Source organism: Longispora urticae, assembly GCF_053902585.1.
This window is the reverse complement of the sequence record NZ_JAQZSH010000028.1, coordinates 272,939-291,070: the sequence shown is the minus strand read 5'-3', so window position 1 is coordinate 291,070 and position 18,132 is coordinate 272,939. Positions and strand designations below refer to the sequence as shown.

The following is an 18,132-nucleotide window of genomic DNA, read 5'->3' as shown; positions in this document are numbered from 1 at the left end:
TGGGGGGGGGGGCGGGGGGAGTACCCCGCCCACCACCGTCGGTCAGCAGTGCGTGAGCCTCGGCTGCCAGGTACCGGGGCCGCCGGTCGTCAGGTACCAGTCGTTGACGTACGCGGGCCCGCTCGCCCGGTACAGCCCCATCCAGTACTTGTAGCTGGACTTGTCGGCCGCGCCGTCGCCGGTGGTCCAGCAGTCCACCTCGACCGTGTTCCCGTTGTACAGCCGGTAGAGCACCGGGGAACCGTAGTGCGGGGTGGTGCGGACGCCCAGGTAGGAGCCCGCGTTGATCCCGGTCACCTTGGCGCACAGCGACTGGCCGTCACTGGCCGGGAAGCCCGGGTCGATGTCCCGGCAGTAGCCGATCGCGTTGATCGCCAGACCGGAGGACGGTGCCGCCTGGGCGGCGGTCGGCGCGAGCGCGAGGCCCGCGCCGGCGAGCGCGGCGGCCACCGAGGCGGCGGTCCGCCGGGAACGGAGGATCGTCATCGGATCCCCTATTCCGCGCACAGGCCGACGCGGGAGGTGTACCCGGTGGACACCCAGCCGGACTTGCCGTGCTTGCCGCTGTAGACGTACCGGTAGCCCCCGGAGACGTTGTTGGGGTCCCCGGTCACGGTGTCGCCGACGTAGAACAGGCCGAGAACAGTCCCGGAGCCCGGCTGGGTCCAGAACCGGACGCCGTCGCCGGTGATCCGGTAGGTGCACACGGCGGTCACGGACTCGGCGCCGGCGGGCGCGGACGACCGCCCGGTGGACGCGGCGGCGGCCGGAGCGGCCCCGGCGAGTGCGAGGGCGGACACGGCCGCCGCGATCACCACGGTCTTGCGAATTCGTTGCACGTTCACGTCACTACTCCCCGAAATGAGTGCGGAAACTGTCCGGTCCACTGTCTACCGTGGCCGACGAAACGGGTACCTGTGACGTCGCAGGTTGACAACGCCACACTTATGGACAGGTCCACCGGTACCGGCCTAGGATCGGTGGCGAGAACGCCCTGCGACACAGGTGGGGGGCCTGGATGTCGGACGACCGCGCTGCGCCCCACACGGTGATCGTCCAGCCCGGCGAGGGCGGCCCGCCGCACCGGATCGCCCCCGGACAGCGGCTCACCTTCGGCCGCGGCGCCCCCGGACGGACCCCGGACATCGTGCTGGCCAACCCGGCGGTGTCCCGGCTCGGCGGCGAGGTCGTGGCCTGCGAGGACTACTGGCGGGTCAGCAACCTCAGCGCCGACACCGGCTACGTGGTCGAGAACCTCGAAGGCGCCGGCGAGTACGTGCGGGTGCCGCCCCGCCGGCTCGGCGTCCCCGTCCCGTTCGAACTCAGCCGGCTCGTCCTGCCCGGTGTCGACGGCCGCGCCGACCTGAAAGTGTTCGCCCCCGGCCACGCGTTCGCCGACCTGCCGCCGCCCGGGGTGGCCGGCGAGCCGACGGTGAGCGCGTTCGCCCTCGACGAGACGGCCCGCTACTTCCAGGTCCTCACGGCCCTGTGCGAACCCCGGCTGCGGGACCCGTCGGCGACCCGGATCCCCGGCTCCGAACAGATCGCCCACCGCCTGGGCCTCGGCGCCAGTGCCGTCGCGTTCCACATCGGCTACCTGGCCGACCACAAACTGCGGCTGCGCGACCGGGGCGACACCGGACGGGAGGCCCTCGTCGCGCTGACCCTGCGGTTCGGCCTCGTCCGCGAGGAGCACCTGGCGCTGCTGCCCCCGGGAGCACCGTGACCGCCGGCTGGGCCGTGCCGGTACCCGTCGGGTTCGAGGTCGACGGCCACCGGGTGACCGCCCCGCTGGGCACCGGAGCCTGGGGCAGCGTGTACGCCGCCGAACCGGTCGACCCGGCCGTACCCGCCGACGGGGTCGCTCTGAAGTTCCTGCCCGCCGGGGCGCTGAGCCCCGCCCAGCACGCGCAACTGGCCGAGGTCGTCGCCCGGGAACGCCGCTACGCGACCCGGCTGCGGCACCCCCGGCTGATCCGGACCCGGGCCCTGGCCACCGCCCGCGACCCCGGCGGCCCCCTCGACGGCGCCCCGGTGCTCGTCATGGACCGCGCCCGCACCAGCCTCGCGGAACTCCTCGCCGCCGCCGAGCCGGGCGCACCCCTCCCGGACGCCGGCCGGTTGCTGGCCGAGATCTGCGAGGGGCTGGCCCACATGCACGGCCACGGCCTCGTGCACGGCGACCTCAAACCGTCCAATGTGCTGCTGGACGCCGACGGCGGGGTGCGGCTGTCCGACTTCGGGCTGACGGCCGAGCTGGAGGGTACGCACGCCTACGGCCCGCACGGCGGCACCCCCGACTACCTGCCGCCCGAGTGGTCCACCGCGCTCCTCGGCGCGCGCGGCGTCCCGACCCGCACCACCCGCGACATCTGGGCCTTCGGGATCCTGGCGCACCAGGTGCTGGCGGGCGGGCTGTTCCCGTTCCCGGGGCAGACGGGGCGGGCCCGGGCGGGCGCGGCCCTGGGGTACGCGGCCGGCGTCGACGGGCTGCGGCTGTGGCCGGGGATCCCGGCGCCGTGGCGGGCGCTGGTCGCCGACTGCCTGAGCCCGGACCACGCGCGCCGGTCCGCCTTTCCGGCGTCCGAGCTGCTGCGCCGGATCCGGGAGCTGGACGGCGGCGCGGGGACCGGGGGCTGGTTCCGGCGGCGGCGCGGCGTGTCGGGGGCTCCGCGCGGCGGGTCGTGGCGGCCCGGCCGGTCCTGGTCCGCGGCCCGGACCCGGAACCCCGCGACCCGACGCCCGGGAGTTCGGCGGCTCGTCCGGCCGGTGGTGGCCCTGCTGGCCGTGTGCGCCCTGCTCACCGGCCCGACCGGTGCGCCCGCACCGCCCCGCCACCTGGCGGTCGGCGACCTGCGGCCCGACGCGGACGTCCCCGCCGCCTACCGGGCGATGATCACCGAGGCGGCGCACCGCTGCCAGCACCCGGGCCTGGTCACCCCCGCGCTGGTGGCCGCGATCCTGTTCGTGGAGAGCGGCTTCGACCCGGACGCGCGCCGGCCCAACGGCGACGGCGGGCTGGCGATGTGGACGCCGGGCGTCTTCAACTCGTGGGCCGTCGGCGTGCGCGGACCCCAGCCGAGCATCTTCGACCCGGGCGACGCGATCGCGGTCCTGGGCCTGTACCTGTGCGGCATCGACGCCCGCTTCGCCCACCTTCCCGGCGACCACCGCCCCCTGCTCGCGGCGGCGTACGAGTACGGCAGCGGCTCCGTGCTCGCGGCCGGCGGGGTGCCGGAGAAGGCCCGCGCGTTCGTCGACCGGGTCCTGGCGGCCTACGACCGGTACGCGGTCCGCTGAGCGGGCACCGCGCCGGGTGCGGGGCCCCGTGGACGCGGACGGCTACGCGCTGTGACGTAAGCCATGAACGAAACTGTTTCGTTTCGATGGGGGCCGGGCTAGGCTACGTGCAGTACGGAACAGTTTCGTTTTCTTCGGGGAGGTCGACATGCCGGTGGACGCGGGCACGGCGCGACGCGGGCGACTGACCCCGGAGCGCGAGGCCGAGCTGTACGAGGCGGTGCTCGACCTGCTCTGCGAGGTCGGCTACGACGCCCTGACCATGGACGCGGTCGCGGCGCGCACCCACTCCAGCAAGGCCACCCTCTACCGCCAGTGGAAGGGCAAACCCGAACTGGTCGTCCACGCGCTCCGACACGACAAACCGGGCGGGGACGTCGCCGCCATCGACACCGGCACGCTGCGGGGCGACCTGCACGCGCTCGTCGACGCCGTGTCCCCCCGCCGGATGGAGCGGGAGAACGCGCTGCGCAGGGCCATGGCGCACGCCGTACACACGAATCCGGACCTCTGTGAGGCCCTCCGCGAACTTCTCGTCGAACCGGCCGTAGCGGGCGTCGAGGTGCTCCTGCACCGGGCGGTCGGCCGGGGCGAGATCCGCGCGGACATCCCGGCACTGCCCTTCGTCGCCCACGCCCTGTTCGGGGCGGTCCTGTCCTGGGAGATCATCGAGAACCGCCCGATGACCCCCGACTTCCTCGGTACGTACCTCGACGCGGTGGTTCTGCCCTCGCTCGGACTCTGACCTAAAACCCACCAGCCCGATCCACCCGGTAGACGCATGTCGTCGGGCAGGTGCCGCACGCCCGTTTCCGCCCTTCGACCTGATCGGAAGTACCTTCAGTGGCCACTTTCCTGTACCGACTCGGGCGGTTCGCCTTCCGGCGGCGCGGCCTCGTCGCCCTGATCTGGGTGGCGCTCGTCGCGCTCGCCGGATTCGGCGCGGCGACCGCCGCCCCCGCCGCGTCGAGCTCCTTCTCCATCCCCGGCACCGAGGCCCAGAAGGCCTTCGACCTGCTCGACCAGCGCTTCCCCGGCGGCAACGCGGACGGGGCCACCGCCCGGGTCGTCCTCAAGGCGCCGGCCGGCCAGAAGGTCACCGAACCGGCCGCCCGCGCCCAGGTCGACAAGATCGTCGCGGACCTGAAGGCGGGCTCCGACCAGATCTCCTCCGTCGTCGACCCGTACGCCGCGCACGCGGTGAGCAGGGACGACGAGTCGACCGCGTACGTGTCGGTCACCTACAAGGTCAGCGGGATGGAACTGACCGACGAGTCCCGCGAGGCCCTCACCACCGTCGGCAAGGCCGCGCAGGACGCCGGCTTCACCGTGGAGATCGGCGGCAACGCGCTCCAGGCGATGCCCGAACAGGGCGTCGGCGAACTCATCGGCGTCGCCATCGCCGCGCTCGTCCTGATGATCACCTTCGGCTCGCTGGTCGCCGCCGGACTGCCGCTGCTGACCGCCATCATGGGCGTCGCCGTCGGCATCTCCTCGATCACCGCCCTGGCCAACGTCCTGGACCTCGGCACCACCACCTCCACCCTGGCGATGATGATCGGCCTCGCGGTCGGCATCGACTACGCCCTGTTCATCGTCTCCCGGTACCGCACCGAACTCGCCCAGGGCCGCGAACCCGAGGACGCCGCCGGCCGGGCCCTCGGCACCGCGGGTTCCGCCGTGGTCTTCGCCGGCCTGACCGTGGTCATCGCCCTCGTCGGCCTGGCCGTCGTCAACATCCCGATGCTCACCAAGATGGGCGCGGCCGCCGCCGGTACCGTCGTCATCGCCGTCCTGATCGCCCTCACCCTGATCCCGGCCCTCCTCGGCTTCGCCGGCCGCAAGGTCATGGGCCGCAAGGCCCGGGCCGCCGTCGCCGAGGGCGCGGAGGAGAAGGAGAACGGCGGCAGTCGCTGGGCCCGGTTCGTGGTCCGCCGCCCGCTCCTGGTCCTGCTCGTCGCCGTCTTCGGACTCGGCGCGCTCGCCATCCCGGCCGCATCCCTGCAGATGGGCCTGCCCGACGACGGTTCCCAGCCGACGTCGACCACCCAGCGCAAGGCGTACGACCTGCTCTCCGACGGCTTCGGACCCGGCTTCAACGGCCCGCTGCTCCTCGTTGTGGACGCCGCCGGCAGTACGGACCCCAAGAGCGCCGTCGACAAGGTGTCCCAGCGCATCGAAGCGCTGCCGGACGTGAAGACCGTCGCCCCGGCCACCTTCAACAAGGACAACGACACCGCGATGATCACGGTCATCCCGTCGTCGAAGCCCTCGTCGGTGGAGACCGAGAACCTCGTGCACGCCATCCGCGACCTCGCGCCCGAGCTCAAGGGCGCCACCGGGGCCAGCGTGCTCGTCACCGGCTCCACCGCGATGAACGTGGACTTCTCGCAGAAGATGAACGACGCGCTGCTCCCGTACCTCGCGCTCGTCGTCGGGCTCGCGTTCCTGCTGCTGATGCTGGTGTTCCGCTCCATCCTCGTACCCCTCAAGGCCGCTCTGGGTTTCCTGCTCTCCGTCGTCGCCGCCCTCGGCGCGGTCGTCGCGGTCTTCCAGTGGGGCTGGCTCGCCGACATCATCGGCGTCGAACAGACCGGCCCGATCATGAGCATGATGCCGATCTTCATGATCGGAGTGGTGTTCGGCCTGGCCATGGACTACGAGGTCTTCCTCGTCACCCGGATGCGCGAGGCCTACATCCACGGCGAGACCCCGCAACAGGCCATCGTGACCGGCTTCCGACACGGCGCCCGGGTCGTCGCGGCCGCCGCCGTGATCATGATCGCGGTGTTCTCCGGATTCATCGGGTCCAGCGAGTCGATGGTGAAGATGATCGGCTTCGGGCTCGCGGCGGCCGTGCTGTTCGACGCGTTCGTCGTGCGGATGGCGATCGTGCCGGCGGTGCTGGCACTGCTGGGGCGGTCCGCCTGGTGGTTGCCGCGGTGGCTGGATCGGGTGTTGCCGAATGTGGATGTGGAGGGGGAGCGGTTGCAGCAGCGGTTGGCGGCTGAGGCGGATGCGGCACGTGAACCGGTGAGCGTCTGAATCTGACCCACGGATCAGAAGGTCTGGTTCCTCTGGGGGTACCTGGTACCTGGGCTCCTTCCTCCGTACGGAGGGTGGGGCCCAGGTCGGTTCTTTCGAGGTACTGAAGTCGCCGGCGCGAGGTCCTCCTCGGTGAGGAGAGGAGCGCTCCGCAGCCAGGTCTGGGAGGATCGCACGGGCCAGTGGAGGATCTGACGGTGTGTGCGAACCCTGGTTGAGGCTCGGTGGATCGCGTGTCGCCTCGGATGGCTTGATGGCCCGACTGCCGGTCGCATGGTGGCGTCAGCTGGCATCGGGGGCGTTGAGGCTGTCGACATCCGCGCTGGTGCGGAGAGCAGGCGTCGACGGTGACGGTGAGCACGGGGTGTTCAGGGCCATTCACGCTGACGCGGGGGTGGTGGAAACGGCGAGGGCGGGCCAGCTGGTCGCGTGCTCGTCGGAGATCAACGTGATTCTCTGTCCGGCTCAAGGCGGCTAGACAGTGTCTCCGCGTGCGCACGACGAGTCTGCGGCCGGCTGCGCACGACGGCTCCCGCCGCAGGTGTCTGGTCCCGAGCGAGCCCGGGAATCAGGAGAGCGGGACGACTCCCGTTCTTGCCCGAGGCGATCTCGGGCCGCACCGCCGGTAGGGGGATGACGCGACCGTCGACATGGAGTTCGGCACGATCGCCTCCGCTCACCGTGCCGGTCAAGCTCCCGATCACCGCGACGCCACGCCCAGGGATGTAGCACGCATTCTCTACCACAAGTTCCCACACGCGCCCCATTGTGTACGCTTGCCGCGGAGGTGCGGATCGGTGAGCGAACACCTGGGCGACGCAGTTCGAAAGCGGTGCTTGAGGCTGGCACGGAAGTTGCGTTTCCGCAGGTCAAAACCTGCCGGGTCATCCTGGGCCCACATCCTGAGGATCAGGAGGTCAGGGGTTCGAGTCCCATGGGCGTACACAGATTGACCTCCGGCCGGAGGGGGGAGGGCCCAGGTCGGCCGGGCGCCAATCCCGCAGCCTCAGCCTCGACCGCCGGAGGTGCGCAGCGCGGTGCCCGTCTGGCCAAGATCAATCAGGGGGTAGCCTCAGGGGCATGGCCGAACTGCGTACCGAACGTCTCCTGATCCGCCCCTGGCGGGAATCCGACATCGCCCCGTGGGCGGCGATGAACGCCGACCCCGAGGTCCGTGAGCACTTCATGGGGCTGCAGACCGCCGAGCGCAGCGCCGAGCAGGTCGCGCTGTTCCAGGGCGAGGTCGCCGAGCGCGGCTGGGGCTGGTGGGCGTTGGAGGTCGCGGCGACGGGGGAGTTCGTGGGTATGGCCGGGCTGGACCCGGTCGAGGAGGAGATGCCGGTCAGCGGTGTCGAGATCGGCTGGCGGCTGGCGCGCCCCGCGTGGGGCCACGGCTACGCGACCGAGGCCGCCCGCGGGGTGGCCGACTTCGGTTTCACCGAGCTGGGGTTGCCGGAGATCCTGGCCCTGACCACCGCGACGAACGTGCGGTCCCAGGCGGTGATGCGCCGGCTGGGCATGACCCACGACCCGGCCGAGGACTTCGAGGACATGACGGTACCGGCCGGGCCGCTGCGTCCCACGGTGGTCTACCGGCTGCCACATCCCTGACCGTCGCCGGAGAGCGGGTTGCCGGCCACAGCCTGCGCCCGGTGCGCCCCACGACAGTCCCGCCCCCAGCCCGAACGGCCGGCTGACGCGGCCTGAGCGGGGAACACGCGGGCGACTGGTTTCAAACAGGGGCCGCGACGAGGGAAGGGCCGCCGCCTCCCGAGGCTGGAGGCGGCGCGGCTGTGGGCTGTCGACCCGACCCGGCCGGGGCACCCCCGCAGGCCGGGGCCGTGGAGGGTGTCGTGCCCGACGCCGTCAGCCGGCATGATGGGACCCGTGGAACCGAACCCGGGCGTCATCGAACAGTTCGCGTCCGTGGTCGAGCAGCTGTGGCGGCAGTTCGCGGGCGGGGAGAACGCGCGACTGCGCGACACGGGCGTGGTCCACGCGGTCGGCCCGGTCCGACTCCTGGGGGAACTGGTTGTCCCCGGAGCGCGGTGCCACACCGGTGTCGCCGGCGGGGAGCTCGGCGCGATCACGCCCACGTGGGACGCGGTGACGTGTCGGACGTGTATCGAGATGGCCCGCCTGCGTGGCGAGGCTCCGGGCCCGGACGGCGCCTTGCAACTCGTGCTGTTCGACCTGCCCGACGACAAGAGTCGGTAGTACCCGGGACTGCTTGGTGAGGGGAAGTCCCCGACTGGGTCGCCCCAGTGCCCCGTCCGGACCCGCTGGGGGATGGTGTGCCCGCCCGACGGGCCGCAGCCCACCCGGGCACGAGGCCGCCGCGGCGTCAGGGCGCGAACCGCCAACCAGAGGGAACCCTCCTAGGTACTCCTTGGCCTGGACCCGCCCGGCGACCTGGCTCCGGCGGAAACCTCGCCGTGGCACGTCCTCTTCGACCCCTGTCGGCTGACGTCCGCGGCCCGTCGGAAACCACCCTGTCCATGCCGGCCGCGAGCGCTGCGGAACCGGCACGTCGTGACCGGGCGCCCGCCTCCGAGCCGGACGGCTGGCGGTCCGGTTGCCGATCAACCGGAACATCCGCCCCTCGGTACGGACGCCGTGCGGGTCCCCGTGTCGGACAACATCGACACCAAGGGGTGCAAGCCGCCTGACAAGGGTTCAATGAGATACTCCTCACATACTTCGGGTCGGTGCGAAACTGGCCCAAGTCCTACGCTCAGAGACAACAGCCCGCTCGATCTGACCGGACTCCTTCTAGGACAGCTGCCGATGAGCCCATGGAAAGTCGGCCGCGTCGTGGAAGCCGCTCCGGTGGCCTCCATATCGAACACCAACGCCCCACCCCTCGGTCACACCACACGATCAAACAATTGTGTGGAACAGCTCAGTACCCTCGACGGGCCACCACGCGGGACGTAGCTCCCCTGGGGCCGAAGCGAACACAGTCGCCACTCCTCGATGTTTGGCGCCGTCGCACCAGAACGAGCTCCACGACGTGAACGCGCACCGACCTCGAATGGGCGATGGTCTGTCGCGGCGACATGACTCGGCATTTTCTCTCACAGCACCGTGTGTTGCTCAGTGCTGTCTATCTCATCCCTCGAGGAAGGATCGCGGATGTCCGACGAAATGGTCCTCCGAGCCCAACGTTTCATCAACACCACGTACGCCAACGGCGCCACCCTCGGCATTCCCAGGCTGGAGGAGAACGGCCAGACGAGTTGGGACACGATGTACGCCCTGACCAGGGCGCTCCAACATGAACTGGGTATCACCTCCCTGTCGAACACGTTCGGCCCGACCACCCTCTCCACACTCCGGACCAAGTATCCGAGCCTGAACGCGGCGACAGTTCCATCATGGATCTTCTGCTGCATTCTCCAGTCCGCCCTCTACTGCAAGGGCTACGACGGCGGTGGCATCGAGGGAATCTACGACTCCCGCACCGAGGCCGCTGTCGCCAAGCTGAAGCTGGAAATGGGGGTCGACGGCGCGTTCCCGGGCAGCTCCCTCGAACCCAAGGTGGTCAAGGCGCTGTTCAACATGGACGCGTACGTCACCGTCAACAACGGCTCCAACGTCGTCCGTTCCATTCAGCGGTGGTTGAACGGCCGATACGTCAACCGGAGCGACTTCTTCATCATCCCGAGCGACGGCCACAACTCCCGCGATGTCGCGAAGTCGATGCTGCTGGCGGTCCAGTACGAACTGGGGATGGCGGACGGCACGGCGAACGGCGTGTTCGGGCCCGGCACCCAGGCGGGCCTGAGGTCCCACCCGGTCGCGGTCGGGGCCACGGGCACGTGGGCGCAGCTGTTCACGGCGGCGATGACGCTCAACGGGCGCACCGTGCCGTTCGGCAACTTCACCGCCGAGGTGCAGGCCGCGGTCCGGGACTTCCAGTCGTTCGCGGCGCTTCCGGTCAACGGGACCGGTGACTTCCAGACCTGGGCGTCGCTGCTCGTCTGCTACGGCGACCAGACCCGTCGGGGCGCGGCGTGCGACGGCGTCACGAAGATCACGCCGGCGCGCGCGCAGGCACTGAAGGCCGCCGGCTACAACTACATCGGTCGGTACCTCTACAACCCGTCCAGCACGAGCCTGCCGGAGAAGCAGATCCAGCCGGGCGAGCTCAGCACGATCAAGCAGTACGGGCTGCGCTGCTTCCCGATCTACCAGACGTGGTCCCGGTCGGCGGACTACTTCCACTACTCCCAGGGTTGCGTCGACGCGTCCAACGCCATCGAATGGGCGAAGATCCACGGATTCAAGCCGGGATCGATCATCTACTTCGCCGTGGACTACGACGCGATGGACAGCGAGGTCACCTCCTACATCCTCCCGCACTTCCAGGGCATCTACCGCACCATCGGCGAGCTCTCCGCCTACGGCATCGGCATCTACGGTCCCCGCAACGTGTGCCAACGCGTCTCCGAGGCGGGATACGCGGCCGCCTCGTTCGTCTCCGACATGTCCTCCGGGTTCTCCGGAAACCTCGGCTACCCGCTGCCGACGAACTGGGCGTTCGACCAGATCGCCACGGTCACGGTCGGGTCGGGCGACGGGCAGATCGAGATCGACAACAACATCGCCTCCGGGCGTGACACCGGCCAGGGCGACTTCAACCCCGGAGTACCCAACACGGACGATCTGGATGTGGACTTCAAGAAGGCCACCTACCAGGCGGCACTGCTGGCGGACGTCAAGACCTACCTCACCTCGATCGGCGTTCCGGAGACCGGCGGCGAGGGCTGGACGGCCGACGGCGACTGGGTCACCTACGACGTGGTCAGCACGACACAGGCGTTCAACCATGTCATGGACGCCGATTGGCTGTTTACGAACCTGGCCCGGCAACTGAGGATTCGCAAGGCACTTATCCAGGCGCCGGTGATGTGGGAGTTGCGCAAACTGAACCCGCTCGACGCTCTCGCCGACATCGCCGTGCGGAACGGGCTGAAGGACGACTGCAGCACCGGCTGGGGACAGATCTTCGCGTGGGTGGCCATAGAGGCCCGCAACTACTGCATCCAGCAGGGCATAATCAACGGCATGCCGTTGAGCAGCAGCGACAGGCGTGCCGTGTGGGATCTGCTCCAGGACCCGCACTACAACATTCCGACGGCCGCCTATCTGACGATCTACAACGCGCATCAGCTCGGAATTCCGCGACCGTCGCTCACCACCGGCCAGGCGGACAGTCAGGCGCTGCTGGCGCGGTACAACGGCACAGGTGACAGCGCGCAGCAGTACGGCCGGGAACTGATCGGTCTGTACAACGTGCTGGAGAACTACAACAGACTCAGTCGGGCCCAATAGGTCGGAGATCCAGCGTGGACAAAGGGCGTACGTGGAAACTGCCTGTACCCGTCGGGGTGAATATTCTGCTGGGAGTGCCGGCGATCGTGCCGCTGTTCCTGGCGCAGTACATCCTGGTGAATGGTCCGCTGGCGGACCTGGGGTGGACGACGCGGGATCCGAATGAGGACGACGGGATGCTTTTGTGGCTCGTCATCGCCGCGCCCGTGTTCCTCGCGTTCGGCCTGGTGTGGGGACTGGTCAATCTGTGGATGCGCCGCAGGACGCCCGTCCCGGCGTTCGCGTACTGGCTCGCGTGCGCAGCCGCCTGTCTCGCGCCGTACGTCGTGAGTTTCTCTCTGTTCTGACTAATTCGGGAAGGGATACAGGAATCATGGGTCTCCAGATAACTCGGCGAACCGTCCTCAGAACCGCCGCGCTCACCGGCGCGGCCACTGCCGCCGGCGCAGTCCTGCCCACCGCATCCGCGTCGGCCGCCGTTCCCGGTGCGCAGCGCCCGGCGACCTCGGCGAACGGGTGGACCATCCAGACGAACGCGGACGGCGATTCACAGGTGTGGACCCGGTCGGTGGCCGGGGCGGGGCTCAGGGTCGCGGTGTGGATCGGGGACGTCGAGGCGATCCTGCTGCACGTCGTGCGCCGGTTCCACTACGAGATCGAGCGGATCCAGCCGGTGGACCTGGCCGGGTGGTCCGCGATCGGCGGGCTCCGCAAGGGCCTTCCGGAGTCCAACCTCGCTTCGGGTACCGCGGTGCGCGTCCGGCAGGGCTCCCGCGCCAGGGGCGGGTTCTTCCCGCTGCAGGAACTGGTGCTGAGGGACGTCCTCGCCGACTGCGACGGTGTCGTGCGGTGGGGCGGCGACGACCGCGAGGTGGACGAGTCGCTGTTCTACGTCGCCGTCGGTCCGCGCGACCATCGGGTGCGCGCGGTCGCCGACCGGCTCCGAGGGTGGGAGGCGACACCCGGTGCGGGTGCCGGCGTGGCGGTGGACGTTCTGGCCCCGTCCCGGCGTGGTCGGGCCGAGGGCCTGGCTCGCCTGCAACGTCCGGCCTGAGCGCGCGGGCACCCACGGCCCGGCCGGAGTCGGGCGGGGCCCGGGGACTCGGTACGGAAACAGAGTTCGGGTAGGGGTTCCGGTCGCGGTCCGGCGAGGTCCGCGAACAGCACCCTCGTGAACACATTCGGTCAAGTGGCAGGGACGTGAGGGAGTGTGTCAACGCTCCCAGGTTCGTCATGCCCACACATCAAAGGAGTCTCGTTGAACTTCAGAACAAGGGCGTTCGCCGTGCTTGCGAGCACCACCGTGGCACTGGGTCTGGTATCGGTCGTCGCGCCCACCGCGGCACAGGCCAGCTACTGGTGCTCCTCCGGCTCCTTCTGCTGGTACTCGCGCGTGAGCGGTGGCGGGGAGCGCGCCACGATCGAGCAGTACACCTCCGACTGGATCCGGATGCCCAGCCTGGTCGACCTGAGCGAGTCCAGCGACAACGAGCAGACCTACCCGGCGGGGCAGTGCAAGGCGTCCGTCTACCTGTCGGACACCTACTACAACCGTCGGTGGACCTTCTACGCGGGCGACTACCAGGGGCAGGTGACCAGTACCTTCAACTCCGTACTGGTCTATGACACCGGAACCGGTACCTACTACCACCGGGGCAGCAACAACACGTTCAACGACATCAGCAACTCCTGCTCCTTCCGGCCGTAGAACCGGCTGAGTAGGGACGAACGCTGCCCGGATGGTGCGCGGGGCGGTCGCGGCGCGTGGAAACCGCGTCCGCCCCGCGCATCCCGGATGCGAGCCGCGTTCCGGCGACAAGACCCTAGGAGAAGACCATGAAACGCCGACTCGCAGCGGTGGCCGTCTGCTCGCTCGTCGTAGCGCTGGCCGCGGGATGCGGTTCGGGTGCCCCGGACCCCCGGGCGGCAGGGGCGGACAAGCGCGCCACCTTCAGCCCGCTGCCGGGAGGCGAGCCGAAGCTCGATCCGGCGATCGTGGCCAGTGCCGACCCCCGAGCCGCCAGCTACCCTCTCCGGGCGCTCGCACCGTCCGCGACGACCCTCAAGGTGATCAAGCGGGCCGCGACCATCGCCCTGGACAGGTGCATGAGACAGTTCGGCTTCCCCGCCGATCCCTCCTCGGTCGACGCCGAGGAGACCGACACCTCCTGGCGGTACCGGTACGGCCTGTGGATCGAGGCGGAGGCCACGGAGTGGGGCTACCTGCCCCCCACTGGCGGTACACCAGGACAGCCCTCCGGTCTCAACATCGGCCCCTACACCAGCGGGGCGGCGTTGAGCGTGGTGGGCGGATCGGTCCAGACCTTCGAGGGCAGGCCGGTGCCCGCGGGCGGGTGCGCGGCGGAGGCTCAGCGTGCCGTGTACGGCACCACCGTGCTGCCGCACGACGACCTGCTCGGTCCCAGGCTGGACAAGGAGGCTCTCTCCCGGGCTCTGCAGGACAGCCGGGTCGTCAGCCTCACCGATCAGTGGCGGACCTGCATGCGGGACGCCGGCTTCTCCCACGCCGACCCGATGGCCCCCTTCAGCTTCTGGCTCAACAGGCGCGGGAGTGAGAAGACGCGGATGGTCGTCAGCGCCGAGGAGAAGACTGCCGCGCGAGCCGACGTGGCCTGCAAGAGGTCCACCGGGCTCCTCGGCACCACCATGGCCGCGGACATCGCGTACCAGCGGATACTCGTCGACAGGAACATCGAGGCTCTGCGGGCGGCGTCGACGATGTACGAGCCGTACCTGGGCCGGGCCAACGAGATCATCGCCCGCGGATGAACCCCGGTCCCGCCCCGCGACCGGCGGCGACACCGGCGGGACCGGTTCCCGTGGGTGGGCGACCACCCCCCCCGCCCGACCACGGGCACGTGATCTCCGGGTACCGCGATCCGCACCGGGAATGAGAGGATTGCTCCACTGTGGTGAAGGGGGCGACGGGTGAGCGGGGCTGGACGCGTACCCCTGGAGGCGGCTCTCGTCCGGGTCTGGAGCGGCGACACCTCGGTGGGCGCGGGCTTCCTCGCCGGACCCCGGCACATCCTCACCGCCGCGCACGTCGTCGCCGGCGCGGTGGGCGTCCCGCCCGAGGGCCCGGCCCCGACGGAGCACGTGCTGGTCGACTTCCCGCTGCTGGCCCCCGGTGTGCGGTGTGCGGCGGAGGTGGTGGCCTGGTCCCCGGTCGGCGCGGACCTCACCGGGGACGTCGCCGGACTGCGGCTGGTCGGGCCGCCGCCGGAGGGTGCCCGTCCGCTCGTGCTGACCCGGTACGGCGGCCTGAGCGACGACCAGCTGGTCATGGTCGGCTTCCCGCGCGGGCTGGAGATCGGCAGCTGGATCTACGGGCGGCCCGGCGGCCCCGTGGCCACCGGCTGGGTGGAGATCGAGAGCGACCCGGCGCGCGGGGCGACGATCGAGCGGGGCTTCTCCGGGGCGCCCGTCTGGCATCCCGGGCTCGACGCGGTGGTCGGCATGGTGGTGCGCAAGGTCGGGGGCGCGCCGCCGAAGATCGGGTACATGATCCCGGTCGGCGCGCTGCTGGCGGCGTGGCCGGAGGTCGAGCGGGTCATCGAGCGGGCCTCGCCGTTCCGGGCGCTGCGGCCGTTCACGGAACGCGACGCGGGGCTGTTCTTCGGCCGGGAGGACCAGGCGGAGCGGATCGTGCGGCGGGTCCGGGCGGGGACGGCGGCGATCTGCGTGACCGGGCCGACCGGGGTCGGCAAGTCCTCGCTGCTGGCGGCCGGGGTCCTGCCGGGTCTCCGCGCGGGCGCCGGGGCGGCGGGTGCGCCGCGGCCGGAGGCGGGCTCCGAGGTGGCCGTGGTGGTACTGCGACCGTCCGACGGGAGTACCCCGCTGCGAGCTCTCGCCTTCGCTCTCTGCCGGTTGACGGGTTCCGACCCGTTCGAGCGGCTCGCGGCCGGCGGCACCGCCGATGTCGTGGCGGAGATCCTCGACCGGCACCCGGCGGAGCGGCTGCTCGTCGCGGTCGACCAGTTCGAGGAGCTGTTCGGGTACCCGGCGGAGGAGCAGGCCGCGTTCACCGCCGCGCTCGGGTCGGCGCTGCGGCCGGGGTCCCGGTTCTCGGTGCTGGTCACCCTCGCCGACACCTTCCGGGGCGCCGCGTCGACGAGCCCTGCCGTCGCGGAACTGGCCGCGCGGTGGCTGCCCGTCACCCTCGGCGAGCTCACGACGACCGAACTGCGCCGGGCGGTCACGGGTCCGCTGGCCACGATCGGCACGGTCGACTACGAGGCCGGGCTGGTCGACCGGATCCTCGACGACGTGCAGAGCGCGCCGAGTTCGCTGCCGCTCCTCCAGTTCGCCCTGACCCAGCTGTGGGAGCGGCGACGGGGCGGCCTGCTCACCCACGAGGCGTTCGACGAGCTCGGGGGAGTGCGCGGGGCGCTCGCCGGCTACGCCGAGGACGTCTGGGCCGGCCTGGAGCCCGCCGCCCGGCTGGCCGCACGCCGGCTGCTGATCCAGCTGGTCAGGCCGCTGCCGGACGGCGACCTGTCCGTGCGGCGCACCGCCCGCCGCGACGAGTTGGACGAGAACCAGTGGACGATCGCCCAGCGGCTGGCGACCGGGCGGCTGCTCGTGCTGCGCAGCGCGCCGGAGGTCGGCGTGGAGCTCGCGCACGAGTCCCTGGTGACCGAGTGGGACCGGCTGCACGGCTACGCGAAGGAGTACCGGGAGTTCCGGCTCTGGCAGGAGAACCTCCGGCAGCGGATGGCGCAGTGGACGGCCGAGGAGCGCGCCGCCCGGCGGCTGCTGTCCCCGGTGGAGCTGCGCGACGCCCGGCGCTGGGAGGGCGGCCACGGCGAGGACCTCGGCGGGGCCGAACGCGACTTCCTCCAGCTGAGCCGGAACAGGAGACGCGTCCGGCGCGCCTGGTGGTCGTTCGCGCTGGTGGTGGCCCTGGTCGCCTCGGTGGTCACGTACGGGCACCTGCGCGGGCAGGTCGCGGAGAGCAGCGCGATCGAGCTGACGAGGAACGCCGCCCAGCTGCGCCTCTCCGGCGACCGGGACGGGTACGGCGCGCTGCAGTTGGCGCTCCGCGCGTTCCGTACCCATCCGGATGTGCCCTTCGTGGCCGGGTCCTTCGGCGAGGACTTCGAGGGGGTCGACACCCTGCTGCCCGGCCGGACCGTGCGCGACGGGGACCTGCCCCAGCAGGTCAGCGCCGACGGCCGGACCATGGTGCTCCTGGACGCCGCGAAGACGCCGCACGTCATGCTCTGGGACGTGCCGGGCCGACGGAGGCTGCACGCCGCCCCGCTGGCGGCGCTGTTCCACCCCCTGGACGCGGCCTCCCAGCCGGTGATCAGCCGCAGCGGTCGGTACATCGCCTTCGTGCAGTGGGTCGCCCCCGTGTTCGAACTCGGCCCCGTCGACGCCGAGGGGCTGCCGAAGCAGAACCCGAAGGACTTCCCCACCTGCAAGGTCCCCAGCGCGGTCACCGCCGTGACCTGCCTGGTCGTCTACGACCTGAGCCGCGGCCGGGTCGCCCTGGCCGCACCGCTGGGCGGCCTCTTCGCCCACATCAGGTCGATCAGCATCGACCAGGACGACCGGACGGTGGGTGTGATGGTCGCGGGCGACGTGGCGCTGTCCCCGAAGTCGTCCACCAACACCCTGGAGCGGTGGGACCTCGGCTCCGGACAGCGGCGGGAGCCGGTCGCGCTGCCGTGGCGGAGCTGGATCCACCGGCTGTGGCTGGTGCCCGGGGGCGCGTTCCTGGACGAGTGGCTGCCGAACGACGCCGGCACGGCCCCGGGGTCCGCCGCGCTCTCGTACGCGGACCTCGCCGGGGACGGGCCGCGCCGGGTGCCGCTCGCCGACCGGATCACCGGGGCCACGGCGAGCCTCGACGGCGGCACCGTCGCCGCCCGGGTGCCCCTCGCGGACGGCTTCGCCGAGGTGCGGACCTGGCGGACCGGCTCCCGCGCACCCGGCGGCCCGGTCACGGGGCTCTCCAAGGAGGAGAGCCGGGGCACCCTGGCGCTGAGCCCCGACGGTTCGGTGGTGCTCTCGGCGTGGCAACGGGGCGTGGGGGCGCTGGCGACGGCCACCGACATCCGCACGGTGGACATCGGCGGGGTCGCGGTGTCCAGCTGGAGTGCGGCCGGCGGCGCGAGAATCCCCGGAGAACCCCGATTCAGCGGGTACTGGTCCGGACTGCTCCCCCTGGGTGAGGGCCCGGACGCGCCGGTGCTCCTGCTCGGCGCCGGCATCGTCGGCGCGGTCCTGCCCGGCCCGGGCCTGCCGGCGCCGCTCCGGCGGCTCACCGCGGCCGAGAAGGACCCCCCGAAGCGTTCGGCGGAGTTCCGGGTCGACCGGCTGTGCGCCGTGATGGTGGAGCCGAACGAGGACGGCGCCGCCCGTAGGAAGAATGTGCCCTCCGGCGCCTATCAGGGCCCGGTGTGTCCGTGACGAGGAGTG

The 18,132-nt window shown here is 71.2% G+C and carries 14 protein-coding genes; 12 read left to right on the top strand and 2 right to left on the bottom strand.

Annotation, left to right across the window (positions count from 1 at the left end):
• Positions 1 to 42: 42 nt before the first annotated feature.
• Together PT931_RS19245 and PT931_RS19240 are read right to left on the bottom strand one after the other, a co-directional pair.
• Positions 43 to 486 (bottom strand): hypothetical protein, encoded by a 444-nt coding sequence (locus tag PT931_RS19245; protein WP_456247113.1) that lies wholly within the window; start codon positions 484 to 486, stop codon positions 43 to 45.
• An 8-nt stretch (positions 487 to 494) separates the two neighbouring features.
• Complete coding sequence (locus tag PT931_RS19240) at positions 495 to 845, bottom strand: hypothetical protein (protein WP_456247112.1); 351 nt, start codon at positions 843 to 845, stop codon at positions 495 to 497.
• A gap of 173 nt (positions 846 to 1,018) precedes the next feature.
• Here PT931_RS19240 and PT931_RS19235 point away from each other — a divergent pair, with 173 nt between their 5' ends.
• The 12 genes from PT931_RS19235 (at position 1,019) to PT931_RS19180 (ending at position 18,123) form a co-directional block, all read left to right on the top strand.
• A complete protein-coding gene (locus PT931_RS19235) occupies positions 1,019 to 1,726 on the top strand; it encodes a hypothetical protein (protein ID WP_456247111.1) in 708 nt (235 codons plus the stop codon).
• Positions 1,723 to 3,300, top strand: coding sequence for a protein kinase domain-containing protein (locus tag PT931_RS19230; protein WP_456247110.1), 1,578 nt, complete (start codon positions 1,723 to 1,725; stop codon positions 3,298 to 3,300). Before PT931_RS19235 ends, PT931_RS19230 begins: the two co-directional genes overlap by 4 nt.
• 148 nt (positions 3,301 to 3,448) lie before the next feature.
• Positions 3,449 to 4,045, top strand: a complete 597-nt coding sequence (locus tag PT931_RS19225; RefSeq protein ID WP_456247109.1) for a TetR/AcrR family transcriptional regulator — start codon at positions 3,449 to 3,451, stop codon at positions 4,043 to 4,045.
• A 98-nt stretch (positions 4,046 to 4,143) separates the two neighbouring features.
• A complete protein-coding gene (locus tag PT931_RS19220) occupies positions 4,144 to 6,345 on the top strand; it encodes an MMPL family transporter (protein WP_456247108.1) in 2,202 nt (733 codons plus the stop codon).
• Between the two features lie 1,080 nt (positions 6,346 to 7,425).
• Complete coding sequence (locus PT931_RS19215) at positions 7,426 to 7,956, top strand: GNAT family N-acetyltransferase (protein ID WP_456247107.1); 531 nt, start codon at positions 7,426 to 7,428, stop codon at positions 7,954 to 7,956.
• Between the two features lie 276 nt (positions 7,957 to 8,232).
• On the top strand, positions 8,233 to 8,562 hold the full coding sequence (locus PT931_RS19210) for a hypothetical protein (RefSeq protein WP_456247106.1): 330 nt from the start codon (positions 8,233 to 8,235) through the stop codon (positions 8,560 to 8,562).
• A 918-nt stretch (positions 8,563 to 9,480) separates the two neighbouring features.
• Complete coding sequence (locus PT931_RS19205) at positions 9,481 to 11,682, top strand: glycoside hydrolase domain-containing protein (protein ID WP_456247105.1); 2,202 nt, start codon at positions 9,481 to 9,483, stop codon at positions 11,680 to 11,682.
• Between the two features lie 74 nt (positions 11,683 to 11,756).
• Positions 11,757 to 12,029, top strand: coding sequence for a hypothetical protein (locus PT931_RS19200; RefSeq protein ID WP_456247104.1), 273 nt, complete (start codon positions 11,757 to 11,759; stop codon positions 12,027 to 12,029).
• A gap of 26 nt (positions 12,030 to 12,055) precedes the next feature.
• Complete coding sequence (locus tag PT931_RS19195) at positions 12,056 to 12,736, top strand: hypothetical protein (RefSeq protein ID WP_456247103.1); 681 nt, start codon at positions 12,056 to 12,058, stop codon at positions 12,734 to 12,736.
• A gap of 204 nt (positions 12,737 to 12,940) precedes the next feature.
• Positions 12,941 to 13,390: a hypothetical protein gene (locus tag PT931_RS19190; protein ID WP_456247102.1), complete on the top strand. Its 450-nt coding sequence runs from the start codon at positions 12,941 to 12,943 to the stop codon at positions 13,388 to 13,390.
• A 128-nt stretch (positions 13,391 to 13,518) separates the two neighbouring features.
• Positions 13,519 to 14,472 carry a hypothetical protein gene (locus tag PT931_RS19185; protein WP_456247101.1) on the top strand — a complete coding sequence of 318 codons (954 nt, stop codon included), beginning with the start codon at positions 13,519 to 13,521 and terminating at the stop codon, positions 14,470 to 14,472.
• Positions 14,473 to 14,631: 159 nt separating this feature from the next.
• Positions 14,632 to 18,123: an nSTAND1 domain-containing NTPase gene (locus PT931_RS19180; protein WP_456247100.1), complete on the top strand. Its 3,492-nt coding sequence runs from the start codon at positions 14,632 to 14,634 to the stop codon at positions 18,121 to 18,123.
• The last annotated feature ends 9 nt before the right edge of the window (positions 18,124 to 18,132 follow it).